Here is a 23833-nt window from a genome sequence, read left to right on the forward strand (position 1 = left end):
CAGCCCGCGGGCCCGTGCGTAGCTGCCAACCGGCAGGCCGCACGGGCCCTCGGGTTTTAATGCATGCGTTGTGGTCCTACCGCTGCCCCGGGTGAAGTCAGGCGGACAGGTGCGTCTCGGTGACGGCGGTCAGCAGGAAGACCGAGTCCTCGCTCGCTTCGACGGAATGACGCTCCTGCGGCACCAGCGCGAGCTGGTTCTCATTGACTACGATCCTGCCGGCGGCGGAGACCAGGGTGATGGACCCTTCAAGGACATACACGCTGCCGGCCACCGGGGCGTTGTGCTCCCCCAGCACGGCGCCGGCCTTCAGCGCGAGCACCGTCTGCCGCAACGGACCATCCTGCGCCACCATCGCGGCGCTGCGCCCGTGCGGGGCCTCCACGGCGACGGCCAGATGTTCCCGGGCTACCAGCTCAATGTCGGTCATGTTGCGCTCCTTTGTCATCGGGTCCTGGCCCCAGCCTAGCCGTCCGGGCCTCGAAGCCGGCAACGTCCGGCATCCGGAACGCCGGACGTACGACGACGGTGCCAAGGGTTGGCGAGGCACCGCCGTCGAACGCTCAGAGCACCTTGGCCAGGAAGTCCCGGGTCCGTGGCTGCCGCGGGGCGCCGAAGACGCTCTCCGGGCTGCCTTCCTCAACGATCAGGCCGTCCGCCATGAAGATAACGCGGTCGGACACCTCGCGGGCGAAGCCCATCTCGTGCGTGACCACGACCATGGTCATGCCCTCCGCTGCCAGGTCCCTGATCACCTGGAGCACCTCGCCGACCATTTCCGGGTCCAGCGCGCTGGTGGCCTCGTCGAACAGCATGATGTCCGGGCTCATCGCCAGGGCGCGCGCGATGGCCACGCGCTGCTTCTGGCCGCCGGAGAGCTGGGCCGGGCGGGCGTCGGCCTTGCTGGCCAGCCCAACGCGTTCGAGCAGCTCCAGCGCCTTGTTCCGCGCCTGCGGCCGGCTCAGCTTCTTCAGCTCGACCGGCGCGAGCATGATGTTCTCCAGGACGCTCATGTGCGGGAACAGGTTGAAGTGCTGGAAGACCATGCCGATGTGCTGGCGGACCTTGTCGAGGTCCACCTTGGGGTCGGTGAGGTCGAATCCGTCCACCACCACTTTCCCGCCGGTGATGTCCTCAAGCTTGTTCAGGCAGCGCAGGAAGGTCGACTTGCCGGAGCCCGAGGGCCCGATAACGCAGACCACTTCGCCCTCAGCCACATCGACGTCCAGGCCCTTGAGGACCTCGTTGCTGCCGAAGCTCTTCGTCAGTCCGGCGACGTGAATCTTGCTCACTTGTTGAACCTCTTATCCAGGATGTTGGAGAGCTTGATCAGCACTGTGATCACCACGAAGTACAGGGCCGCCACGATGAGCAGCGTCTCACCGGTGCGGAAGTTGGAGGCGTAGATCTGCTGGCCCTGGTAGGTCAGTTCGGCGAAGCCGATCACGGCCAGCAGGGAACTGTCCTTGAGCGTGATGACGAACTGGTTGATGAAGCTCGGGGTCATGATCTTGACCGCCTGCGGGATGACGACCTTCTGCATGGACTTGAAGTAGCCCAGGCCGAGGCTTCGGCTGGCCTCCATCTGTCCCGGGTCCACGGACTGCACGCCGCCGCGGACGATCTCGGTCATGTAGGCGCCGGCGTTCAGGCTCAGCGTGAGGACGCCGGCGGTCAGCACGTCCATCGGCCTGCCGGTCAGCTGGGGCAGGCCGAAGTAGAAGAAAAACGCCTGCACCAGCAGCGGGGTACCGCGGAAGATAGCGACGTAAGCGGTGGCGATGCCGCGCAGCCAGACCCGTCGGGAGACCTTGAGGAAGCCGAAGCCGACGCCCAGGATGAGGGCGATCACGATGGAGAGCCCGGTGGCGAACAGGGTCAGCACCAGACCCTTCAGCAGGGCGGGGAGGCTCTGGGTGAGCAGCTCCCAGAAGGTGCTCTTGCCCGCGGATTCCGGCGCGGCCAGGTACTTGTCCAGGATCTGCTGGTATTCGCCGCTTGCCTTCAGCTCGGCCAGGCCGGTGTTGAATGCCTGCACCAGTTCCGGGTTGTTGCCCTTGTTCACGGCGAAGCCGTAGGAGCTGCCGCGTTCCTTCTCGGTAACCGCCTTGAGTCCGTTGTTCTGGGCGATACCGTAGGCCAGCACCGGGTAGTCGTCGAACACGGCGACCGAGTTGCCCGCCTTCACGTCGTCGTACATGGTCGCCGACTGGTCCAGAGGCTTGACCGTAAACCCGTACTTGCCTGCGATGGACTTGGCGAAGGCCTCTCCTTCGCTGCCGCGCTTGACGGCCACGGTCTTGCCTTTGAGGTCCTCATAGGAGGAAATGTCCGTGTTCGTCTCGGCCACGGCCATCTGCACGCCCGAGTCGAAGTACGGTTCGGAGAAGTCGAAGACCTGCCGGCGTTCGTCCGTGATGGACATGCCGGCGATGACGCCGTCGACCTGGTCGGACTGCAGCGCCTGCAGGGCCGCGTCGAAGCCCAGCGACTGGATCTCGACTTTGAAGCCCTGCTTTTCGGCTATGGCGCGCAGCAGATCCATGTCGATGCCCACCAGCTCGCCGCCCTGGCGGAACTCAAAGGGCGCGAAAGTGGTGTCAGTGCCGATGACGTAGGTCTTGCCGGTTGCGCTGTGCGGGGCCTGGACGGCGGCGGAGGCGGGTGGTCCGAAGACCAGCGCCAGCACCGCCAGCAGCCCGGTCAGCGCAAGCAAACGCCGGCCGGCACGTTGGAGGATGTGCAATGGGAACAGCTCCTGGGGATTCATGGGACGCACCTGTGCGGCGCGCTAGGTCACCAAAGAGGCTACTCCGTGCCGAAGCCGTAGAAGTATCGCTCGAAAATGCCGCGTGTCCGGCGGGTGAGCCGGAGGTAGTCCTCTTCCAGCGCGCCGCCGTGGCCGGGCTGGTAGCCGCACCAGCGGGCCACCGCCTCCAGGTCCCGGCGGGAGGACGGCAGCAGGTCTGCGTTCTTCCCGCTCCAGATGACGTTGGCGGACCTGATCCGGCTCGCCAGTGACCAGCTCTGGCGCAGCGTAAGGACGTCGGCGGCCGGCAGCAGGCGGGCCTCCTCGATGGCGTCCAGGGCGTCCATGGTTCCGGTGGTGCGCAGGCCGGGATGGTCGTGCGCGTGCAGCAGCTGCAGCAGCTGGACCAGCCATTCCACATCACTCAGGGCGCCCCGGCCGAGTTTCAGGTGGCGGGCCGGGTCGGCGCCGCGGGGCAGCCGTTCCGATTCCACCCGGGCCTTGATCCTGCGGATCTCGCGGACATCCTCCGGCCCGACCTCGCGGCCGTAGCGGATGGGGTCGATCAGCTCGATGAATTCGGCCGCCAGCTCGTCGTCCCCGGCGATCGGCCGGGCGCGCAGCAGCGCCTGGGTCTCCCACACGAGGGACCAGCGCTGGTAGTACTCCCGGTAGGAGTCCAGCGAGCGGACCATCGGGCCGTTCTTGCCTTCGGGGCGCAGCGCAGCATCCAGCTCCAGCGGACGTTCGGCGAGCACGGGCGGACTGCACGGCTGCTGCAGCAGCGACGAAAGCTGCGAGACGATCCGCAGCGCCTGCTGCTGCGCCGCATCCGGATCCGCGCCGGGCAACGGCTTGTGCAGGTAGATGACGTCCGCGTCCGACACGTAGCCGATCTCGCGGCCGCCCTGGCGGCCCATCGCGACCACCAGCACCCGGGTCAGCTGATCGTCCTCCTCGAACACCACGCCCTCCGCGACATGCAGGGCGCCGAGGATCGCCGCCCGGTCCGCGTCGGACAGCGCGATCCCGACCTGGTTCTGGTCCAGCAGGCCCGAGCTGTCGGCAATGGCGATCCGCAGCATTTCCCGGCGGCGGATCTGCCGGATGAGCCGCATGGCGGCCTTCGGGTCCTGGTGGCGGGACATCTTGTGTTGGATTTCCTGCCACTGCAGTTCGAAGCTCCGCGGCGCCAGCTCCTTGTCGGAGCCCAGCCACGCTGCCGATTCGGGCGACACCTCCAGCAGGTCCGTGATGAACCGGCTGCTGGAGAGCACGTGGCACAACCGCTCGGCCGCAGAGCTCGAGTCGCGGAGCATGCCCAGGTACCAGTGGGACTCCCCCAGGGCTTCGCTGAGCCTGCGGAAGCCGAGCAGTCCGGCATCAGGGTCCACGCCGTCGGCGATCCACTCCAGCAGGACCGGCAGCAGCTGGCGCTGCAGGAGCGCACGGCGCTTGATGCCCGCCGTCAGCGCCTCGATGTGCCGCATTGCGCCGCGGGGGTCCAGATAGCCCAGTGCGGCGAGCCGCCCCTGCGCCGCTTCCGGCGAGAGCCTGACCTCGTCGGCGCTGAGGTTCGCCGCCGTGGCCAGCAGCGGGCGATAGAAGATGCTCTCGTGCAGCTCGCGGACCCGGCGCTTCGTCTGCTGCCACTGCTGCAGCAGTACCTCCGGCGCCGGCCGTCCAATCGACAGCGAGCCCAGCGAGGACTTGGCCAGCGCGCGCAGGGCGGCCTCATCCTGCGGCATCAGGTGGGTGCGGCGGAGCTGCACCAGCTGGATGCGGTGCTCGAGCACGCGCAGGTAGCGGTAGGAACGGTCGAACTCGTTGGCATCGGAGCGCCCGATATAGCCGGCGGCGCTCAAGGCCGCGATGGCCGACGTCGTGTCCCGCACCCGCAGCGACTCGTCCACCCGTGCGTGGACCAGCTGGAGCAGCTGGACCGTGAACTCGACATCGCGAAGGCCGCCGCGCCCGAGCTTGATCTGCCGCCCGCGCTCGTGCACCGGAATGTTGTCGGTGACGCGGCCGCGCATGGCCTGCACCGACTCCACGAAGCCCTCCCGCTCGGAGGAGCTCCAGATCAGCGGAGCCACCGCTTCCTCGTAGCGCAGGCCAAGGTCCCGGTCCCCCGCGATGTGCCGGGCCTTCAGCAGGGCCTGGAACTCCCAGGTGTGGGCCCAGCGACGGTAGTAGCTGATGTGCGACTCCAGGGTGCGCACCAGCGGGCCGTCCTTGCCCTCCGGACGCAGGTTGGCATCAACCTCCCAAAGCCCGGGCTCCGGTCCGGCCGAGGAGATCGCGCGCGTCATGCCCGTGGCCAGCGCCGTGCCGATCACCGCCGCCCGCGCCTCGTCGAGTCCGTCCGCCTCCACCACGTAGACCACGTCGACGTCGGAAATGTAGTTCAGTTCGCCGGCACCGCACTTGCCCATCCCGATGACGGCGAGCCGCACCCGCCCGGCCTCCTCCCCGAAACGTTCGGCGAGCTCTGCGCGGGACACCGCGAGTCCCGCCTCGATGGCCGCCGACGCGAGGTCGGCGAGCTCGCGGCCGGCGGCCGGCATGAAGTCCACGGGCGAGGCCGCGCAGAGGTCCCTGATCGCGAGCTCCGCCAGGTGCCGCCGGTACCGGCTGCGCAGCCGGCTGTAGGCGTCCTTCCCGGACTGCCGCGCGACCGGCTGGGCGGCGGAGGGGTCGGCGCCGACCGATTCGAGCAGCGAGGTACGCAGCCGCGCCGCCGGAACCCCGGCCGGTTCGGGGCTGGTCTTGGTCCGCAGCACGTCCAAATGCTCCGGCCGGCGGAGCAGGAACTCGGCCAGCGCCTCCGAGGCGCCCAGCAGGCGGAACATCGCCTCGCTGGTGTCCGCGTCCGCGGCGGCCAGCTCGGCCAGCTGTGGATGCCGCTCCAGCAGCCTGACCAGCGAAACCAGCGCAAGGTCCGGGTCCGCGGCTTGGCTAAACCCCTCGAAGAGCCGGCCGCGGTCCAGGCCGTCCAGTTCGCGGGCGGCCAGGAAGCGCGTGCTCTTCTCAAGGTCCTTGAAGCCGCTGGCAATCAGCTGCCGGTTCAGGCTCATGCGGTCCCGGCCTACAGGATGCCGATATTGCGGTGCAGCTCGTGCGGTGTGACCTGGATCCGGTAGTCATGCCATTCCGCCCGCTTGTTCCGCAGGAAGACCTCAAAGACCTGTTCGCCGAGGATCTCCGCCACCAGCTCCGATTCCTCCATCACGCGGACCGCGTCGTGCAGGCTGGACGGCAGCGGGTCGTGGCCCATGGCCCGGCGCTCGGCCGAGCTGAGGCTCCAGACGTCTTCCTCGGCGCCCGCCGGCAGCTCGTAGCCCTCTTCGATGCCCTTGAGCCCGGCGCCGAGGAGGACGGCGTAGGCCAGGTAGGGGTTGGCTGCGGAGTCGATGCCGCGGTACTCGATCCGCGCGGACTGGCCCTTGTTCGGCTTGTAGAGCGGCACACGGACCAAGGCGGAGCGGTTGTTGTGGCCCCACGAGATGTAGCTGGGGGCCTCTCCCCCGCCCCAGAGCCGCTTGTAGGAATTGACGAACTGGTTGGTGACGGCCGTGAACTCCGGGGCGTGCTTGAGCAGGCCGGCCATGAACTGCCGGGCAGTCTTGGACAGCTGGTACTCGGCGCCGGCTTCGAAGAATGCGTTCGAATCCCCCTCGAACAGGGAGAAGTGGGTGTGCATGCCGGAACCGGGGTGATCGGAGAACGGCTTTGGCATGAAGGTGGCGTAGATCCCCTCCATCAGCGCCACCTCCTTGACCACGGTGCGGAAGGTCATGATGTTGTCCGCGGTCTGCAGGGCGTCGGCATAGCGCAGGTCGATCTCGTTCTGGCCGGGCCCGTCCTCGTGGTGGCTGAACTCGACGGAGATGCCCACATTCTCAAGCATCGTCACGGCGGTCCGGCGGAAGTCCTGCGCCACGCCGCCGGGCACATGGTCGAAGTACCCGGCCTGGTCCACGGGCACCGGCACGCCGTCCGGCCCGAGTTCCTGCGACTTGAGCAGGTAGAACTCGATCTCCGGGTGCGTGTAGCAGGTGAAACCCATGTCCGCTGCCTTGCTCAGGGCACGCTTGAGCACGTTGCGCGGGTCGGCCGCGGAAGGCTCGCCGTCCGGCGTCAGCACGTCGCAGAACATCCGCGAGGTCTGCTCCGCCTCGCCGCGCCAGGGCAGGATCTGGAAGGTCGCCGGGTCCGGCTGGACCAGCATGTCCGATTCGAAGACGCGGGCCAGTCCCTCGATGGACGAGCCATCAAAGCCCAGGCCCTCTTCGAAGGCGCCCTCGACCTCGGCCGGGGCGAGTGCCACGGATTTGAGCGAGCCGACAACGTCGGTGAACCATAGCCGGACAAACCGGACGTCCCGTTCTTCGATGGTTCTGAGCACAAATTCCTGCTGGCGGTCCATTGATACCCTTTCCGTGCCTGGCCTCGTGGCCCTGAAGCGGCCTGCTAGTACTCACTCTACTTAAGGAACCCCCTGTTTCCTGCCCAGCAGAGCCGCCCCGCCGCCGTCGTACGCTGGAGCCGCGGAGCACCGGCCCATTAGGCTCTAAACCATGACCTCTCCTACCTCCGGGGCAGAGCAGCCCGCCCCTTACGGCACCGGTCCCGTCCCGCAGGCCAAGACGGCCGGCAGGATCCGCATCCACCACCTCCAGCAGGCCAAGGACGAAGGCCGGCGCTTTGCCATGCTGACCGCCTACGAGCAGTACGCCGCCGAGATTTTCGACGAGGCCGGCATCGAGGTCCTGCTCATCGGGGACTCGGCTTCGAACAACGTCTACGGAAACGAGACCTCGCTTCCGGTCACGGTGGATGAGCTGCTGCCGCTGTGCCGGGCAGTGAGCCGGTCCGCAAAGCGCGCCTTCATCCTCGCGGACCTGCCGTTCGGCAGCTACGAGGTCTCCGCAGCGCAGGCGGTGGAAACCTCGGTGCGGTTCCTGAAGGAAGGCGGGGCCCATGCCGTCAAGATGGAGGGCGGGGCTTTCTACGCGGACACCGTGCGGGCCGTGGTGCAGGCGGGCGTCCCGGTGATGGCGCACATCGGCTTCACCCCGCAGAGCGAACACTCGCTGGGCGGCTACCGGGTGCAGGGCCGCGGCGACGATGCCCGCCGGCTCATCGAGGATGCCAAGGCCCTCGAAGCGGCGGGTGCCTTTGCCGTGCTGATGGAGATGGTGCCGGCAGATGTTGCCGCGTCAGTAGACGCTGCCCTCCGGGTGCCGACGGTCGGGATCGGGGCCGGCAGTTCCACCACCGGCCAGGTGCTGGTGTGGCAGGATATGGCCGGCCTCCGCGGGGGCAAGATGGCCAGGTTCGTCAAACAGTACGCCGACCTGCGCACGATCCTGGGCACTGCCGCCCGTGAGTACGCTGCCGATGTGCGCGGCGGCACCTTCCCGGGCAGCGAACACAGTTTTTAGCCTTCCGACGGCCGACGTCGGAGTGCTGCGCGGTGCCTGCCGGCGCCCGTTTGATCTCATCCTTGGCGGGTGAGTCCGGGGGCCACCGCGCGCGCTTCACTGGAAGGGTCATGGTTGCCCAACTTGCCGGCGCAGCGATCAGCCGGATTACAGCTTCGGTACTCCTCCCGGCCGTCCGGATGGCCAGGAGCGGGCCGGTCCGTATGGCGCTGCGCAGCGGGACCTTCCTGGTCCTCTCGGCGGGCCTGGCGCCGGTGGCGCCCATCCTGCTCATGGTGCGCACGGGAGCATCCCCCGCGGCGGCGGAAGCGGGCAGCCGGCTGGAAGAGTCCCATGCCGCAGAGCATGGGGACGGTGAGCGGATGGGACACCACCATGAGTGAGATTGGCAAGCCGCTGCCCTCTGCGGAATACGAAGAGCTGCTGGCGCTGCGCCGGGAGAACGCCGAGCTGAAAAGGGAGCGCGTGGGGGCGGAGCCCGGACCGCCTGCCAGGCCTGGGGCCACTTCGCACGTCCTGCGGTGGGTCGCATCAGCGATCCTGCTGGTCCTGACCTGCGTGCTCACCATGGCAGCGGTGGCCGCCGCCTACCTGCGCAGCGAAGTGCTGGATACCGACCGCTACGTGGCTACCGTCGCGCCGCTGTCGTCGGATCCGGTCATCCAGGCGGAAATAGCGGACCAGGTCACCGAACAAATCACCTCGAGGGTTGATATCGAGGGGCTCACGCGGCAGGCCCTGGCCGCCGTCACCGAGGCGACTCCCCGGGTGGCTCCATACGTCACCGGCCTGGCGCCGGTCATTGCGGAGCAGGCCACGACCCTGATCCATGACACGACCGCCAGGCTGGTGGCCACCGAGCAGTTCGACGACCTGTGGATCCAGGCCAACCGGAGGGCCCACCAGAGGCTGGCTGCGCTCCTGACCCGGGAGAACGACGGTGCGGTCACGATCGATCAGGCCGGCACGGTCACGCTGTCTGTTGCTCCCATCATTGAGCGGGTCAAGAGCGTGCTGCTCGAAAAGGGCGTGGGGTTCGCCCGCAACATCCCCGCCGTCAATGCTGAGATTGTCCTCTTCCAGGCCCCGGCGCTCGTCCGGGCGCAGCGGGCCGTCAGCGCGCTCAACACGGCGGCCGAGGTGTTGCCCTGGGCCGCGTTGGCCTGTGCCGCCGGCGCCGTGGCCGCCGCGCCCCGCAGCAGGCGGCGGCGGGCGGTCATCTACGCCGGGCTCGCCTTCAGCGTGGCCATGGCCTTGCTGGCCATCGGGCTGGCCATCGGACGCGGCTACCTGCTCAATTCGATCCCGCCCGATGCCATCTCTCCCGGCGCCGCCCAGGTGCTGATCGACACTCTCCTGGTGCCGCTGCGGACCACGGTGCGAATGGTGTTCGTGCTGGGCCTGGTGATTGCGCTGGCTGCCTTCCTGAGCGGCCCCTCGGGCGCTGCCCGCGCCGTACGCAGAGGGTTCACCAATGGTGCCGACTTCGTGAACGGCAGGATCAGCTCCGGACCGGCCAAACGGTGGCAGCACTGGCTGGCCCGCCACCGCCGGATCCTGGAGGCCGCCGTCGTCGCCGTCGCGGCACTGATCCTGATCTTCTGGTCGTACCCAACCGCAGCCGTAGTAGTGACGCTGGCAGCCAGCGTCGTGGTGATTGTCATCGTGATCGAAGTGCTCTCGCGCCAGGCCGTGGTCGAGAGGGAGGCAGTCGTGGCCGGAGAAGGCGGTTAGTCCTCGTCCTGGGAGTCCCAGGCCTCGTTGCGTTCGCGGACCTTTTCCAGCGCCTTTTCGGCCTCGGCCCGCGTCTCGTAGGGCCCGATCAGCTGGGTCCAGTCTGACTGCGCCCCGACCTCGACCTGGTGCGTGACCACGTTGAACCAGTATTCCGGCATCTGTGTCCCTTCCTTTGGGGCCGGCGCAAGCCGACCGGATTGGCCGCTGCAGCGGCGCCGGGCTATAAGATCGATACTATGCCCCACACAGCAACAACAGCACCCTTGGGCACGCTTGTCCAAGGCACCGTCAGCCCGGTCCTCCCGGTTCCGTCGTCGATCCCGAGGCCCGAGTACGCCTGGAAGCCGGCGCCGGCGAAATTCACCGGTTCCGAGGTCAAGGACGCGGAAACCATCGAGCGGATCCGCCGCGCCAGCCGGATCGCCGCGCAGGCGATCGTCGAGGTGGGCAAGCATATCCGTCCGGGAGTGACTACGGACGAGCTGGACCGGGTGGGCCACGAGTTCCTGCTGGACCACAGCGCCTACCCGTCCACACTGGGCTACCGGGGCTTCCCCAAGTCCCTGTGCTCCTCGGTCAACGAGGTGATTTGCCACGGCATCCCGGACAGCACCGAGCTGCGCGACGGGGACATCATCAATATCGACATCACGGCGTACGTCGACGGCGTCCACGGCGATACCAACTACACCTTCCTGGTCGGCGACGTGGACGAAGAGTCCCGCCTGCTCGTCGAGCGGACGCAGGAATCGCTCAACCGCGCCATCCGGGCGGTGGCGCCGGGCCGTGAGATCAACGTGATCGGCCGCGCGATCGAATCCTACGCCAAGCGTTTCGGCTACGGCGTGGTCCGCGACTTCACCGGGCACGGTGTCGGCGAGGCGTTCCATACCGGCCTCATCATTCCCCATTACGACGCCGCCCCCGCCTACAGCCGGCTGATCGAACCCGGCATGGTCTTCACCATTGAGCCGATGCTGACGCTGGGCACCATCGAGTGGGACATGTGGGACGACGACTGGACCGTCGTCACGAAGGACCGCAAGCGGACCGCACAGTTCGAACACACCCTGGTGGTCACCGAAAGCGGAGCCGAAATCCTGACTTTGCCCTGACCAGCAAGTAGGCTGGCCGCAAACAGGACCGGCGGACCACGGACGGAGCGTTGATGGGCGAGATGGACGATAGCCGGAAGGCCGCAAAGAAGGCTGCCCGGTCTGTCCTCGGTATCGATATCGGGGGCACCGGCACGAAGGGCGGCATCGTCGACCTGAAGAAGGGCAAGCTGGTCGGGGACCGTGTCCGGCTGGACACGCCCAAGCCGTCGACCCCGGAGGCCGTCGCCGAAGTGGTCGCCGCCCTCGTCGAGGAACTCTCCGCGCGCCCCGAGGGGCCGCCGCCGCATGCGCCCGTGGGCGTGACGTTCCCGGCCATCATCCGGCACGGCGTGGCGCTCTCAGCGGCGAACGTGGACCCGAGCTGGATCGGGACGGATGTCGACAGGCTCCTGAGCGAGCGCCTCGGACGCGAAGTCCAGGTCATCAACGACGCCGATGCCGCCGGACTCGCGGAGGCGCGCTTCGGCGTGGGCGCCGGGCGCGGCGGCACCGTCCTGGTGATCACGCTGGGCACCGGTATCGGTTCCGCCTTCATCTTCGACGGCCAGCTCGTCCCGAACGTCGAGCTGGGGCACCTCGAGTTGGACGGCTTCGATGCCGAAACCAAGGCCTCGGCCACCGCGCGGGAGCGAGACGGCCTCGACTGGGACGAATACGCCGTGCGCCTGCAGCGCTACTTTTCCCACGTGGAGTTCCTCTTCTCCCCCGAGCTCTTCATCGTGGGCGGCGGAATCTCCAAGCGCAGCGAGGATTTCCTGCCGAAGCTCAAGCTGGCCACGGAGATCGTGCCCGCCGAGCTCAAGAACAACGCGGGCATCGTCGGCGCCGCCCTGCAGGCCGCGCACCACTTCAACTACCGCAAGTAGCCGGTGTCAGGCAGCCGCGCCCCCGGCAGCTACCGCGCGGTCAGCGGGCGCTGCTTGCCGGACGGCCCCGCCTTCGCCGCGGCTTCGGTCTCCGAGCGCAACTGCCCGATGGCCGACTCGAAGTCATCGAGCGATTCGAACCCCTGGTACACGCTGGCAAACCTCAGGTATGCCACCAGGTCCAGCTTCTTCAGCGGTCCCAGGATCGCCAGGCCGACTTGGTGCGCATCGATCTCCGCCGCGCCGCTGGCACGCACGGTCTCCTCGACCTCCTGGGCGAGGAGCGCCAGGTCGTCATCCGTCACCGGCCGGCCCTGGCACGCTTTGCGCACACCGTTGATCACCTTGGACCGCGAGAACGGCTCACCTGCGCCCGAGCGCTTGACCACGCTGAGGCTGGTCGTCTCCAGCGTCGTGAACCGGCGGCCGCACTCCGAGCACTGCCGGCGTCGGCGGATGGCCGAGCCGTCCTCGGTCAGCCTGCTGTCGACGACGCGGGAATCCGCATTGCGGCAGAACGGACAGTACACGCCGCACTCCCTTCCTGGCCCGCGCTGGCGGATCCATCGTTAAGGCCGCTGGAATGCTTCACAGCGGCAGGCTTTGGGTATGTTACCGGCCGGCAGGCGGCGCAGCTGCTGCTGCAGCGTCCCGGAACCGGACCGACACCGCGTCCCCGTGCGCCGGCAGGTCCTCGGCTTGGGCGAGGGCTACGATATGCCCGCCGACCTCCTGCAGCGCGGCACGCCCGTAATCGATGATCTGCACCGCCTTGAGGAAGGTCGTGACATTCAGGCCCGAGGCGAACGTGGCCGTTCCGCTGGTAGGCAGGACATGGTTCGAGCCCGCGCAGTAGTCGCCGAGGCTGACCGGGCTGTAGTCACCGACGAAGATCGCCCCGGCATTGCGGATCCGCGCTGCCACGGCGGCCGCGTCCCGCGTGTGGATCTCAAGGTGTTCGGCAGCGTAGGCGTCGCACACGGCGATGCCCTGTTCGACGTCGTCCACGAAGATGATGCCCGACTGCGGACCGGTCAGCGCCTGCGCCACCCGCTCGGCGTGACGGGTGGCCGCCGCCTGCACTGCCAGTTCGGCGCGCACCGCATCGGCCAGGGCAGCCGAATCGGTGACCAGGACGGATGCCGCGTGCGGGTCGTGCTCCGCCTGGCTGATCATGTCCGCGGCGACGAAGGCCGGGCTGGCGGTCTCGTCCGCGAGGATCGCGATCTCCGTGGTCCCGGCTTCGGCGTCGATGCCGACGACGGACTTCACCAGCCGCTTCGCAGTGGCGACGAAAACGTTGCCCGGGCCGGTGACGACGTCCACCGGCTCCAGCGCAGGCCCGGCGTCACTGGCCGGCACCCCGTAGGCGAAGGCCGCGACCGCCTGGGCGCCGCCGATCGCGTAGACCTCGTCGATGCCCAGCAGCCGCGCTGCCGCCAGGATCGTGGGGTGCGGAAGGCCGCCGAAGTCCTTTTGCGGGGGCGACGCGAGGGCGATCGACCCGACGCCGGCGGCCAGCGCGGGAACAACGTTCATCACGACCGACGAGGGATAGACGGCAAGTCCGCCCGGGACATAGAGCCCGACGCGTGCCACCGGAACCCACTTGTGCGTCACCGTGGCGCCGTCGGCAATGGGGACGACGGCGTCTGCCGGCTTTTGCGCCTCGGCGAAGGTCCTGGCGCGGGCGATCGACTCCTCGAGGCCGGCCCGGACCGCGGGATCCAGTGCCGCCAGGGCCTCTTCCAGTGCCTCCGCGGGAACCTTCGGGTGCGCCTGCTCGACGCCGTCGAAGCGCTGCGCCAGCTCCGCCAGGGCCTCGAAGCCGCGGCTCCGGACGCTGCCGATGATCTCTTCCACCGCGTGCGAGGCCACATCGAAAGTGGTTTCGGCACGCGGCATGGCGGCCTTCAGCTCGGCCGGGCCGAGCCGCCGCCCGCGCAGGTCGAGGACGGGCAGGGCGAAGGATGAATCGGGGTTGGTCGCAGCAGTCACGGTTCTATTCTACGTAAGCGCGGACCCAGGCCCGGATGACCGCGTCATACATCGAGGCAGGCGGGTCCGAGCAGGATCTTCAGGTCGCCGAATAGCGCGGGGGTCGGGTTGACCCTGAGGTCCACGCCGAGCTTCATCACCTCGATCTTGCGCGAGCTGTTCAGCCTCACCTGGACCTCGGTGGTCCCCGGGTGCGTCCGCAGGACATCCCCGAGTGACGAGACCATGGTTTCGGTGGCCTTGAAGCTGGCCATGGAAATGACGACCGGGCCGGAATGGCCGTCACTCAGGTCGGGAACCGTCAATTCCTGCGCGTTGAGGGTGACGGCGCCGTCGTCGCGGCGCTGCAGGCGGCCGCGGACCACCACGATCAGGTCCTCGGCCAGGATCGATGAGATCGGACCGTAGACCTGCCCGAAGAACATGACCTCCATCGAGCCGCCCAGGTCCTCGACCTCGGCGCGGGCGTAGGCGTTGCCGCTGTTCTTGGCGATGCGGCGCTGCAGGGAGGTGATCATGCCGGAGATCGTGACGATGGAGCCGTCGGCCGGGCCCTCGTCGCTGATCACCGACGTGATGGACATGTCCGCATGCTGGCTGAGCAGGCCCTCGAGCCCCTGCAGGGGATGGTCGGAGACGTACAGGCCGAGCATGTCGCGCTCGAACGCCAGCTTGTCCTTCTTTTCCCATTCCGGCAGGTCGGGGATCTCCACCGCCAGCGCACCGCCGGCCTCGCCGCCGTCGTCGAAGGCGCTGAAAAGGTCGAACTGGTTCGCCGCCTCGTTCCGCTTGAGCACGATGACCGAGTCCACGGCCTCTTCGTGCACCATGGCCAGCGCGCGGCGCGGGTGCCCGAGCGAATCGAACGCGCCGGCCTTGATCAGGGATTCGATGGTCCGCTTGTTGCAGACAACCGCCGGGACCTTCTGCAGGAAGTCGCTGAAGTTGGCGAAATGCCCCTTCTCCTCGCGGGCGCCGACCATCGCATGGACGACGTTCGCTCCGACGTTCCGGACGGCGCCCATGCCGAAGCGGATGTCCTTGCCGACCGGAGTGAAGTTGACGCTCGATTCGTTGACGTCGGGCGGAAGCACGGTGATGCCCATGTGCCGGCACTCGTTCAGGTACATCGCCAGCTTGTCTTTGTCGTCGCCGACGGACGTGAGCAGGGCGGCCATGTACTCGCCCGGATAGTGCGCCTTCAGGTACGCCGTCCAGTAGGAGACCACCCCGTAGGCGGCCGAGTGGGCCTTGTTGAACGCGTAGTCGGAGAACGGGAGCAGGATGTCCCACAGGGTCTTGATGGCGGCGTCGGAATAGCCGTTGTCCTTCATGCCCTGGGAGAAGCCGGCGAACTGCTTGTCCAGCTCCGCCTTCTTCTTCTTGCCCATCGCGCGGCGCAGGATGTCCGCTTGGCCCAGCGAGTAGCCCGCAAGCTTCTGCGCGATGGCCATGACCTGCTCCTGGTACACGATCAGGCCATAGGTGCCGCCGAGGATGTCCTCCAGCGGTTCGGCCAGCTCGGGATGGATCGGAACGATCTCCTGCAGCCCGTTCTTGCGCAGCGCGTAGTTGGTGTGCGCGTTGGCGCCCATGGGACCGGGACGGTACAGCGCCAGCACGGCGGAAATGTCTTCGAAGTTGTCCGGGCGCATCAGCTTCAGCAGCGACCGCATGGGACCGCCGTCGAGCTGGAAGACGCCCAGGGTGTCACCGCGGGCGAGCAGTTCGTAGGACGCCTTGTCGTCGAGGTCCAGGTCTTCCAGGACCAGGTCTTCGTCGCGGTTGAGCTTGATGTTCTCCAGGGCGTCCGAGATGATCGTCAGGTTCCGCAGCCCGAGGAAGTCCATCTTGATCAGGCCGAGGCCCTCGCAGGTCGGGTAGTCGAACTGCGTGATGACCTGGCCGTCCTGCTCGCGGCGCATGATCGGGATGATGTCGATCAGCGGGTCGGAGGACATGATGACGCCGGCGGCGTGCACGCCCCACTGCCGCTTCAGCCCTTCCAGGCCCAGGGCAGTCTCGAAGACCTTAGCCGAGTCCGGGTCGGACTTGAGCAGCTCGCGCAGTTCCTCGGCCTCTCCGTAGCGCGGCGCATCCGGATTGTGCACATCCGGGAGGGAAATGCCCTTGCCCATGACGTCCGGCGGCATCGCCTTGGTCAGCCGCTCCCCCACGGAGAACGGGTAACCCATCACGCGTGAGGAGTCCTTCAGGGCCTGCTTGCCCTTGATGGTGCCGTAGGTGACGATCATGGCCACGCGTTCGTCGCCGTACTTCTCCGTGACGTACTTGATCACTTCGGAGCGGCGACGATCATCGAAGTCGACGTCGAAGTCGGGCATGGACACGCGGTCCGGGTTCAGGAAGCGTTCGAAAATCAGCCCGTGCTTGAGCGGGTCCAGGTCGGTGATCCGCATGGCGTACGCGGCCATGGAACCGGCGCCCGAGCCACGTCCCGGGCCTACCCGGATGCCGTTGTTCTTGGCCCAGTTGATGAAGTCCGCAACCACCAGGAAGTAGCCGGGGAAGCCCATCTGCGAGATGACGCCGATTTCGTAGTTGGCCTGCTTGCGCACCTCGTCGGGAATGCCATCGGGGTACCGGTAGTGCAGCCCGGCTTCGACTTCCTTGATGAACCAGGATTCCTCGTTCTCCCCCGGCGGGCAGGGGAATCGCGGCATGTAGTTGGCCGCGGTGTTGAACTCCACGTTGCAGCGCTCGGCGATCAGCAGCGTGTTGTCGCACGCCTCTTCGTAGTCCCGGAAGATTGCGCGCATTTCGGCCGGGGACTTCAGGTAAAACTCGTCGGCGTCGAACTTGAACCGCTTGGGGTCCGCCAGCGTCGAGCCGGACTGGACGCACAGCAGCGCCGCGTGCGACTTCGCATCCTCGGCGTGGGTGTAGTGCAGGTCGTTCGTGGCCACCAGCGGCAGCTTCAGCTCACGCGCCAGCTTGATCAGGTCCGCCTGGACGTTGCGCTCGATGTCCAGGCCGTGGTCCATCAGTTCGCAGAAGAAGTTCTCCGTCCCGAGGATGTCGCGGAAGTCCGACGCCGCCTGCATCGCCTCCTTGTAGAGGCCCAGGCGCAGCTTCGTCTGGACTTCGCCCGAAGGACAGCCGGTGGTGGCGATGAGGCCCTTGCCGTAGGTCTGCAGGAGGTCGCGGTCCATGCGCGGCTTGTAGAGGTAACCCTCGAGCGAGGCGAGCGAGGACATGCGGAAGAGGTTATGCATCCCCTCGGTGGTTTCCGCCCACATGGTCATGTGCGTGTAGGCTCCGGCACCCGAAACGTCGTTGCGGCCGCCGTCGCCCCACCGCACACGCGTCTTGTCCTGCCGGGCGGTTCCCGGCGTCAGGTACGCTTCGACGCCGATGATGGGCTTCACACCTGCGTTTCGGGCCTTGTTCCAGAAGTCGAAGGCGCCAAAGACAAAACCGTGGTCCGTGGTGGCCACGGATTCCATGCCGAGTTCCTTGGCATGGTCGAACAGGTCCGTCAGGCGGGCGGCCCCGTCCAACATCGAGTATTCGGTGTGGTTGTGCAGATGTACGAAGTTTCCCGTACCGGTTTTAGAGCTAGTCACTGTTGCCACCAAAACATTCTAGGCGGCGGGCCCGGGTAAGCCCGAGCCGCCTCGCCATCAGACCCGATGCTCGGCCAGCGCCTCGACGGCATAGGCCAGGTCAGCCGGGTAGTCGCTTTCGTATTCGACCCACTCGCCCGTGCCGGGATGCGTGAAGCCGAGCCTCTTGGCATGCAGCCATTGGCGTGTAAGGCCAAGCTCGGCCGCCAGCTTGGGGTCCGCCCCGTAGGTCAGGTCGCCCGCGCACGGGTGGCGCAGGGCGGAAAAATGCACGCGGATCTGGTGGGTCCGCCCGGTTTCCAGATGGACCTCCACCAGGGTGGCCCGTCCAAAGGCCTCCAGGACTTTGTAGTGCGTCACCGAGGGGCGTCCGTCCTCGACGACGGCGAACCGCCAGTCATAGCCGGGGTGCCTGCCAATAGGGGCGTCAATGGTCCCCTCCAGCGGATCGGGCAGGCCCTGAACCAAAGCGTGGTAGACCTTTTCCACCGAGCGGTCCTTGAAGGCACGCTTGAGCAGCGTGTAGCCATGCTCCGTCTTTGCCACCACCATGACCCCGGACGTGCCGACATCGAGGCGGTGGACGATGCCAGCCCGTTCGGCTGCCCCGGAGGTCGAGATCCGGTACCCGCGTGCCGCCAGGATCCCGACCACCGTCGGCCCCACCCAGCCGGGTGACGGGTGTGCTGCTACCCCGACGGGCTTGTCGACAACGACGAAGTCGTCCTCGTCACCAAGTATCTTCATGTCCTCCACGTCCTCAACGACCACGGCCAGCGGGTCACGTTCCTCAGGGCGGCTGACCCGCAGCTCGCCGTGGTCCGGGAGCCGCTCGGACTTGCCGACGACGCGCCCGGCGATCGTCACGTGGCCGCCGCTGCACCAGGCCGCCGCCGAGGAGCGGGAGATTCCCAGCAGTTGCGCGAGGGCGGCGTCCACCCGTTTGCCGGCGGTCTCCGGCCCGAGGGTGAATGCCGAAATCTGCTCAGGCACTGTCCTGCCCCTGGGACGGCTCCTGCGGGCGGTCGCGACGGGTTCTGTCGACGCCGTCCTCGTCCTTCCCGTCCGTGACCCGCCGGCCGTCCATGCCGATGCCGCGCAGCGTTAGCAGGCACCACAGGATGACCGAGCCGACGATGGCGGAGTCGGCGATGTTGAAGATGGCGAAATTCGGCAGGGCAATGAAGTCCACGACATGGCCGACGCCGAAACCGGGTTCACGGAACAGGCGGTCGGTCAGATTGCCAAGCACGCCGCCCAGCAGGAACCCCAGCGCCACGGACCACCAGAGCGACCGGATGCGGCCCGCGTAGAAGATAATGGCCGCCGCAACCACCGACATGATGATCGTAAAGACCCAGGTGTAGTCCTCGCCGATAGAGAAGGCAGCCCCCGAGTTGCGGATGAAGTGCCAGTGCAGCAGCGGCGGCAGGACCGGAATGATGTCTCCCTCGGACATCGTGCCCACCACCCAGGCTTTGGTCAGTTGGTCAAGGCCGTACGCAAAGCCGGCGCAGGCAGCCAGGATCAGCACGAAACGGGCGGCGCCGCTCTTGCCCGCCGGAGGGCGGGCGGTTCCGCCGCTGCGGTCGGCAGGCGGCTGGTCGGCGGGGGTTGGTTCAGACATGGTTCCTTCGGGCGGCAGGGCGGCGGGCAGGGACGTAAGCGGCAGTACGGCGATGGCCGGTGTCAGGGGCAGCCCCGGCACCGGCCATTTGCATCCATGCCCGCGGCACGGCGCTCACATTCGCAGTGGTCTAGGAATCCTTGATGTCAGGCGTCGCGAAAGAACCGCGTGCCTCGAGGTCCCGCAGCTGGCCCTCGATGTAGGCCTTCAGGCGCGAACGGTAATCCCGCTCGAATCCGCGCAGTTGCTCGAGCTTGCGCTCCAGGACGGCTTTCTGCTGCTCAAGGGCGCCGAGGGTCTTGCGGCTCTTCTCCTGCGCGTCGTTGACCAGGGTGCTGGCTTCGATCTGGGCTTCCGCGATGATCTTGTCGCGCTGTTCCACACCGGCATTGACGTACTCGTCGTGCAGCTTCTGGGCCATGGCGAGCACGCCGGCGGCAGACTCGGCAGTGGCGGCGTGGCCGGAGGGCGCAGCGGCGGCGGCCGGTGCGGATGCCGCCGGTGCAGGCGCGGCGGCGGGAGCAGGTGCGGGTGCCGGGGCCTTGGCTTCTTCCTTGACCGGCTCCTTCGGCTCTTCCTTCACCGGCTCTTCGACCTTCGGCGCGGCGGCAACCGGAGCGGGGACGCTGGCCGTCGACGGCCGGCCTGAGGTGGCCTCGGCGAGCTTCTTGCGCAGCTCGTCGTTCTCCTGGTTCAACCGGCGCAGCTCTACGACAATTTCGTCAAGGAAGTCGTCGACCTCGTCCTGGTCATAGCCTTCACGGAACTTAGTCGGCTGGAACCTCTTGTTGACAACGTCTTCAGGCGTCAGAGCCATGTGGTCACCTCATACTGGTTCTTGTAGATCACGAATACATGCGAACGCGTTCATGACAACGGTAGCGAAAAGATTCCCTGACACGTTACATTCACTGCCTCTGAAAGTCAGCGTATAACTTTTCAGCACCGAAGCATAACCGCGTGTCAGCGCGCCAGACCGGCGATGATGGCCAGCGCAATACTGGTCACGATGAAGAGGACCAGGAAGGCCAGGTCCAGAGAAAAACCGCCGATCCGCAGCGGCGGAATCATCCGGCGCAGGGCCTTCAGCGGCGGATCCGTCACGGCATAGATACCGGAGGCAGTGACCAAGGCGACGCCCCTCGGACGCCATTGGCGCGCGAAGGTCTGGACGACGTCGAAGACAATACGGATGATCAGCGCAAGCTGGAACAGCATGAGGACGAGATAGAGCAGAACAAAGATGATGGACACGCCGGTTCCACGATTCCTAGCGTTGAAGGTGCAGGTACTTCACGAATACTGCCTCAGCGGCAGCCTCCGGCGCTAGCTCTGGTTGAAGAAGGTCGCCTGCTGCTCGCTGGCCTTTTTGTCCTCGCCCAGTACCTCCATGGTCGCGGGCGAAAGCAGGAACACCTTGTTGGTTACCCGCTCGATGCTTCCATGCAGCCCGAACACCAGCCCGGCCGAGAAATCGACCAGCCGCTTGGCGTCCGCCTCCCCCATGTCCGTCACATTCATGATCACGGGAATCCCGTCACGGAAGCTCTCACCGATGACCTTGGCATCGTTGTAGGAGCGGGGATGGACCGTCGTGATCTGACGCAGCACGTTCGACTCCTCGCGGGATGATGGGGCGCGCTTGATGGGCGTCACCGGGGCACGGTACTCTTCGGCAGCGGCCGGCTTCGCCGGAGCAGGCGGGGTCTCGGCCCGGCGCTCTTCGCGCGCGGGCTCGGGAGCTTCTTCCTCCCTGGCCGGTAGTTCCCTGCTGGCAGGCTCATTCTGCTCGGCCTCGTACTGCTCGTCACCGTCTGCGAGCCCGAGGTAGATCATTGTCTTGCGCAAAGCGCCAGCCATGGTCTGCTCCTAATCGTGTCTTCACCACTGCTCCTGCCAAAACGCTACATCAAGGGCGGTCGCGGTCCGAGCACATCTGACCCGACACGCAGGTGTGTCGCCCCGGCCGCGACGGCCGCTTCGAGGTCCTGGCTCATCCCCGCCGAAACCATCCCGGCCGCGGGGTGTGTGCGGCGCAGTTCGGCGGAATACTCCATTAGCCTGGAGAAGGCCTCGGCCGGGTCCGCTCCCAGCGGGGCAACGGCCATCAGCCCGCCCAGTTCCAGCCCCTCGGCCGCGGACACCGCGGCCGCAAGGGCCTCGATGTCTTCCGGGCGGGCCCCGCCACGCCCCGAGGATCCTGCGCCTGACTGCGCCGGCCGGTTCTCCAGGTCCACTTGGAGCAGGACCAGCAGATCCCCCCGCGGCCGGACTCCGTGTTCCGCCCGCCGGGCCTGTTCCGCGGCCATCGCCTTGGAGAGCGACTTGACCAGGGACAAACGGTCGACCGAGTGGACCGCGTGGGCGTACCGCACGACCGACTTCGCCTTATTCGTCTGGAGCTGGCCGATGAAGTGCCATCGCAGGCCGGCCGCGGCCGGCAAGGCTTCCAGCTCCGCGGCTTTCGCGGCAGCTTCCTGGTCCCTGTTCTCCCCGACGTCCCGGACCTCCAGATCCGCCAGCGCGGCAACATCCGACGCAGGGAAGAACTTCGTGACGACGATCAGTTCCGGGGCCGGGCCGGAGCGCCGGGCAGCGGCCGCGGCGATCCTCTCCCGCACCCGCGCCAGGTTCGCCGCAAGCTGGTCTTTCCGTTCTGCGTCCGTCATGCTTCCGTCCAGACGAGGCCTGCGAACCGGCCGGTGGCGTGGTCCCTTCGGTAAGAGAAAAGTTGCGGGTGTTCCAGGGTGCACGCGTCGACCCGATGCACGGCGACGTCCATGGAAGCCAGTTGTGCGGCGGCAGCGGCGGGAAGGTCCAGGGCGGGTGTTCCCCACGAGGTTTCGGAACGCAGCTCGGGCAGGGCCGCCGTCGCCTCCTCCTGCATGGCGGCAGGAACCTCGTAGCACCGCCCGCAGATGGCCGGGCCGATCCATGCACGCAGACCCGATCCGCCGGCGGACTCCAGCCGACGGACCGTATTCACGAGGACGCCGTCCAGCAGTCCCCGGCGGCCGGCGTGGGCCACGCCGGTCGCATACCCATGGCCGGTATTGGCCGTGAAGACCACGGGAAGGCAGTCCGCGACCATGACCCCCAGCGGCACATCGCCGCCGGGGGCCACCAACGCGTCCAGCTCGGCGGGACCTTCGGTCGGCTCCATCGGGCGTGCCGTCCCCACATTGGCGGAATGGACCTGGTTCATGAACCGCAGGCCGCCGTCGCCGATCCCCAAGGCAGACTCGAGGGCCCGTCGGTGCCGCCCCACGGTCCCGGGATCATCGCCGACGTGCAGCGCCAGGTTTCCGGCGGTGCTGTCCGTGAACCCGACCCACAACCCGTCGTCGACCTGTTCCCGCCACCAAAACATTGCCGGACCTCCTCCGTGCAGCAGACCTCCTACTTCAGGAAGTCGGGAACGTCCAGGTCATCGGCGCGGCCGGCTGCCAGGTCCGGTTCGACGACGGCCGGAAGGTCCACGTCGAATCCTGCGTCAGCCGGCAGGTCGTAGCCACGGGGACCGCCGTGGCCCCACGACCTGGCCGCGCCGGACGCAGCCTGCGCTTCGACCGGCTCCGCGGCCGGCTGCGAAGGCGGCACGGAAGGGGCAGCCGGGGCGGCAGCAGCAGGCTTGTGGGCGGGCTGGGCCGCGGAGGTGACGTCCACCTGGTCGAAGCCGGCGGCGATGACGGTCACGCGCGCTTCGTCTCCGAGCGCATCGTCGATCACGGCGCCGAAGATGATGTTCGCCTCCGGGTGCGCGACCTCCTGGACCAGGCGGGCCGCTTCGTTGATCTCGAACAGGCCGAGGTCGGAGCCGCCCTGGATCGACAGCAGCACACCGTGCGCGCCGTCGATGGAGGCCTCGAGCAGCGGCGAGGCGATGGCCAGTTCCGCCGCCTTGACTGCACGGTCTTCCCCGCGGGCCGAGCCGATGCCCATCAGCGCCGAGCCCGCGCCCTGCATGACGGACTTGACGTCGGCGAAGTCGAGGTTGATCAAGCCGGGCGTGGTGATGAGGTCGGTGATGCCCTGGACACCGGAGAGCAGGACCTGGTCCGCCGAGCGGAAGGCATCCAGCATGGAAACATTGCGGTCGCTGATGGAGAGCAGCCGGTCGTTCGGGATGACGATCAACGTATCGACTTCGTCCCGAAGGGTCTCGATGCCGCTTTCCGCCTGGTTGGACCGGCGGCGACCCTCGAAGGTGAAGGGCCGGGTGACCACGCCGATGGTCAGAGCGCCCAGCGAACGCGCGATGCGGGCCACTACCGGCGCACCGCCGGTGCCCGTGCCGCCGCCCTCGCCGGCGGTCACGAACACCATGTCCGCGCCGCGCAGGACTTCCTCGATCTCTTCGGCGTGGTCCTCGGCCGCCTTGCGGCCGACCTCAGGATCCGCCCCGGCGCCGAGGCCCCGGGTAAGTTCACGGCCGACGTCGAGCTTGACGTCGGCGTCGCTCATGAGCAGGGCCTGAGCATCTGTATTGATCGCGATGAACTCGACTCCGCGGAGTCCCACCTCGATCATGCGGTTGACGGCGTTCACGCCACCGCCGCCGATGCCGACGACCTTGATGACGGCCAAGTAATTTTGCGGTGCTGCCACGTCCTGTGTCCCTTGTTCGTATCTCTGCTCTGGTCTTGTCCTCCAGGCCGGAGCGAGCCGCCAGCCCATCGGTTCGCCTGGCATAACGTTAACTCT

General features: G+C 67.4%; 22 protein-coding genes. 5 read left to right on the top strand and 17 right to left on the bottom strand.

What is annotated here, in order from left to right; translation table 11 throughout:
• Nucleotides 1-97: 97 nt before the first annotated feature.
• From AHIS1636_RS03130 to AHIS1636_RS03150, 5 genes are all read right to left on the bottom strand, one after another.
• Entirely contained in the window at nt 98-430 is a 333-nt protein-coding gene (locus AHIS1636_RS03130) for a cupin domain-containing protein (RefSeq protein ID WP_264794355.1), read from the bottom strand.
• Nucleotides 431-563: 133 nt separating this feature from the next.
• Nucleotides 564-1292, bottom strand: coding sequence for an amino acid ABC transporter ATP-binding protein (locus AHIS1636_RS03135; RefSeq protein WP_275116360.1), 729 nt, complete (start codon nt 1290-1292; stop codon nt 564-566).
• Nucleotides 1289-2770 carry an amino acid ABC transporter substrate-binding protein/permease gene (locus tag AHIS1636_RS03140; protein WP_264794356.1) on the bottom strand — a complete coding sequence of 494 codons (1482 nt, stop codon included), beginning with the start codon at nt 2768-2770 and terminating at the stop codon, nt 1289-1291. The genes AHIS1636_RS03135 and AHIS1636_RS03140 overlap by 4 nt, the downstream gene beginning before the upstream one ends.
• A gap of 38 nt (nt 2771-2808) precedes the next feature.
• On the bottom strand, nt 2809-5826 hold the full coding sequence (locus tag AHIS1636_RS03145; protein WP_264794357.1) for a bifunctional [glutamine synthetase] adenylyltransferase/[glutamine synthetase]-adenylyl-L-tyrosine phosphorylase: 3018 nt from the start codon (nt 5824-5826) through the stop codon (nt 2809-2811).
• Nucleotides 5827-5837: 11 nt separating this feature from the next.
• Nucleotides 5838-7178 carry a glutamine synthetase family protein gene (locus tag AHIS1636_RS03150; RefSeq protein ID WP_264794358.1) on the bottom strand — a complete coding sequence of 447 codons (1341 nt, stop codon included), beginning with the start codon at nt 7176-7178 and terminating at the stop codon, nt 5838-5840.
• Nucleotides 7179-7329: 151 nt separating this feature from the next.
• Here AHIS1636_RS03150 and panB point away from each other — a divergent pair, with 151 nt between their 5' ends.
• From panB to AHIS1636_RS03165, 3 genes are all read left to right on the top strand, one after another.
• Nucleotides 7330-8196 carry a 3-methyl-2-oxobutanoate hydroxymethyltransferase gene (gene panB / locus AHIS1636_RS03155; RefSeq protein ID WP_264794359.1) on the top strand — a complete coding sequence of 289 codons (867 nt, stop codon included), beginning with the start codon at nt 7330-7332 and terminating at the stop codon, nt 8194-8196.
• Nucleotides 8197-8306: 110 nt separating this feature from the next.
• The gene (locus tag AHIS1636_RS03160) at nt 8307-8579 is read left to right on the top strand and encodes a hypothetical protein (protein ID WP_264794360.1); all 273 of its coding nucleotides are present in this window, start codon (nt 8307-8309) and stop codon (nt 8577-8579) included.
• The gene (locus AHIS1636_RS03165) at nt 8572-9930 is read left to right on the top strand and encodes a hypothetical protein (RefSeq protein ID WP_264794361.1); all 1359 of its coding nucleotides are present in this window, start codon (nt 8572-8574) and stop codon (nt 9928-9930) included. The genes AHIS1636_RS03160 and AHIS1636_RS03165 overlap by 8 nt, the downstream gene beginning before the upstream one ends.
• On the opposite strand, the gene AHIS1636_RS03170 is transcribed toward AHIS1636_RS03165, so the two are convergent.
• A complete protein-coding gene (locus tag AHIS1636_RS03170) occupies nt 9927-10091 on the bottom strand; it encodes an SPOR domain-containing protein (protein ID WP_264794362.1) in 165 nt (54 codons plus the stop codon). The genes AHIS1636_RS03165 and AHIS1636_RS03170 overlap by 4 nt on opposite strands.
• Before the next feature lie 78 nt (nt 10092-10169).
• Between AHIS1636_RS03170 and map the strand changes: the two genes are divergently transcribed.
• A complete protein-coding gene (map, locus tag AHIS1636_RS03175) occupies nt 10170-11048 on the top strand; it encodes a type I methionyl aminopeptidase (RefSeq protein WP_264794363.1) in 879 nt (292 codons plus the stop codon).
• A gap of 53 nt (nt 11049-11101) precedes the next feature.
• Entirely contained in the window at nt 11102-11917 is an 816-nt protein-coding gene (ppgK, locus tag AHIS1636_RS03180) for a polyphosphate--glucose phosphotransferase (protein ID WP_264794364.1), read from the top strand.
• Between the two features lie 29 nt (nt 11918-11946).
• Here the strand turns inward: ppgK and nrdR are convergent, their stop codons facing one another.
• The 11 genes from nrdR to ftsZ all read right to left on the bottom strand — a co-directional run bounded on the left by nrdR (nt 11947) and on the right by ftsZ (nt 23737).
• Nucleotides 11947-12447 carry a transcriptional regulator NrdR gene (gene nrdR / locus AHIS1636_RS03185; RefSeq protein ID WP_264794365.1) on the bottom strand — a complete coding sequence of 167 codons (501 nt, stop codon included), beginning with the start codon at nt 12445-12447 and terminating at the stop codon, nt 11947-11949.
• Between the two features lie 82 nt (nt 12448-12529).
• Nucleotides 12530-13915, bottom strand: coding sequence for a histidinol dehydrogenase (gene hisD / locus AHIS1636_RS03190; RefSeq protein ID WP_264794366.1), 1386 nt, complete (start codon nt 13913-13915; stop codon nt 12530-12532).
• Nucleotides 13916-13959: 44 nt separating this feature from the next.
• Nucleotides 13960-17502, bottom strand: coding sequence for a DNA polymerase III subunit alpha (gene dnaE / locus AHIS1636_RS03195; protein ID WP_264794389.1), 3543 nt, complete (start codon nt 17500-17502; stop codon nt 13960-13962).
• Between the two features lie 57 nt (nt 17503-17559).
• Entirely contained in the window at nt 17560-18495 is a 936-nt protein-coding gene (locus tag AHIS1636_RS03200; RefSeq protein WP_264794367.1) for an RluA family pseudouridine synthase, read from the bottom strand.
• A complete protein-coding gene (gene lspA / locus AHIS1636_RS03205; protein ID WP_264794368.1) occupies nt 18488-19129 on the bottom strand; it encodes a signal peptidase II in 642 nt (213 codons plus the stop codon). The genes AHIS1636_RS03200 and lspA overlap by 8 nt, the downstream gene beginning before the upstream one ends.
• 130 nt (nt 19130-19259) lie before the next feature.
• The gene (locus tag AHIS1636_RS03210) at nt 19260-19946 is read right to left on the bottom strand and encodes a DivIVA domain-containing protein (protein WP_264794369.1); all 687 of its coding nucleotides are present in this window, start codon (nt 19944-19946) and stop codon (nt 19260-19262) included.
• 146 nt (nt 19947-20092) lie between these two features.
• Complete coding sequence (locus tag AHIS1636_RS03215) at nt 20093-20383, bottom strand: YggT family protein (RefSeq protein ID WP_262104244.1); 291 nt, start codon at nt 20381-20383, stop codon at nt 20093-20095.
• Between the two features lie 72 nt (nt 20384-20455).
• Nucleotides 20456-20989 carry a cell division protein SepF gene (locus tag AHIS1636_RS03220; protein WP_264794370.1) on the bottom strand — a complete coding sequence of 178 codons (534 nt, stop codon included), beginning with the start codon at nt 20987-20989 and terminating at the stop codon, nt 20456-20458.
• Between the two features lie 44 nt (nt 20990-21033).
• On the bottom strand, nt 21034-21798 hold the full coding sequence (locus AHIS1636_RS03225) for a YggS family pyridoxal phosphate-dependent enzyme (RefSeq protein ID WP_264794371.1): 765 nt from the start codon (nt 21796-21798) through the stop codon (nt 21034-21036).
• A complete protein-coding gene (locus AHIS1636_RS03230; protein WP_264794372.1) occupies nt 21795-22499 on the bottom strand; it encodes a purine nucleoside phosphorylase YfiH/LACC1 family protein in 705 nt (234 codons plus the stop codon). The genes AHIS1636_RS03225 and AHIS1636_RS03230 overlap by 4 nt, the downstream gene beginning before the upstream one ends.
• 29 nt (nt 22500-22528) lie before the next feature.
• Nucleotides 22529-23737, bottom strand: coding sequence for a cell division protein FtsZ (ftsZ, locus tag AHIS1636_RS03235; protein ID WP_264794373.1), 1209 nt, complete (start codon nt 23735-23737; stop codon nt 22529-22531).
• Nucleotides 23738-23833 lie beyond the last annotated feature (96 nt).

The organism is Arthrobacter mangrovi (genome assembly GCF_026011795.1).
Classification (GTDB): domain Bacteria; phylum Actinomycetota; class Actinomycetes; order Actinomycetales; family Micrococcaceae; genus Crystallibacter; species Crystallibacter mangrovi.

Coding starts and splice junctions, on each gene's coding strand:
- AHIS1636_RS03165 (WP_264794361.1), top strand. CDS start 8,572: ATGAGTGAGATTGGCAAGCCGCTGCCCTCTGCGGAATACGAAGAGCTG.
- ppgK (WP_264794364.1), top strand. CDS start 11,102: ATGGGCGAGATGGACGATAGCCGGAAGGCCGCAAAGAAGGCTGCCCGG.
- AHIS1636_RS03160 (WP_264794360.1), top strand. CDS start 8,307: ATGGTTGCCCAACTTGCCGGCGCAGCGATCAGCCGGATTACAGCTTCG.
- AHIS1636_RS03150 (WP_264794358.1), bottom strand. CDS start 7,178: ATGGACCGCCAGCAGGAATTTGTGCTCAGAACCATCGAAGAACGGGAC.
- AHIS1636_RS03130 (WP_264794355.1), bottom strand. CDS start 430: ATGACCGACATTGAGCTGGTAGCCCGGGAACATCTGGCCGTCGCCGTG.
- AHIS1636_RS03210 (WP_264794369.1), bottom strand. CDS start 19,946: ATGGCTCTGACGCCTGAAGACGTTGTCAACAAGAGGTTCCAGCCGACT.
- AHIS1636_RS03230 (WP_264794372.1), bottom strand. CDS start 22,499: ATGTTTTGGTGGCGGGAACAGGTCGACGACGGGTTGTGGGTCGGGTTC.
- panB (WP_264794359.1), top strand. CDS start 7,330: ATGACCTCTCCTACCTCCGGGGCAGAGCAGCCCGCCCCTTACGGCACC.
- AHIS1636_RS03220 (WP_264794370.1), bottom strand. CDS start 20,989: ATGGCTGGCGCTTTGCGCAAGACAATGATCTACCTCGGGCTCGCAGAC.
- AHIS1636_RS03145 (WP_264794357.1), bottom strand. CDS start 5,826: ATGAGCCTGAACCGGCAGCTGATTGCCAGCGGCTTCAAGGACCTTGAG.
- lspA (WP_264794368.1), bottom strand. CDS start 19,129: ATGTCTGAACCAACCCCCGCCGACCAGCCGCCTGCCGACCGCAGCGGC.
- map (WP_264794363.1), top strand. CDS start 10,170: ATGCCCCACACAGCAACAACAGCACCCTTGGGCACGCTTGTCCAAGGC.
- AHIS1636_RS03225 (WP_264794371.1), bottom strand. CDS start 21,798: ATGACGGACGCAGAACGGAAAGACCAGCTTGCGGCGAACCTGGCGCGG.
- AHIS1636_RS03170 (WP_264794362.1), bottom strand. CDS start 10,091: ATGCCGGAATACTGGTTCAACGTGGTCACGCACCAGGTCGAGGTCGGG.
- AHIS1636_RS03140 (WP_264794356.1), bottom strand. CDS start 2,770: ATGAATCCCCAGGAGCTGTTCCCATTGCACATCCTCCAACGTGCCGGC.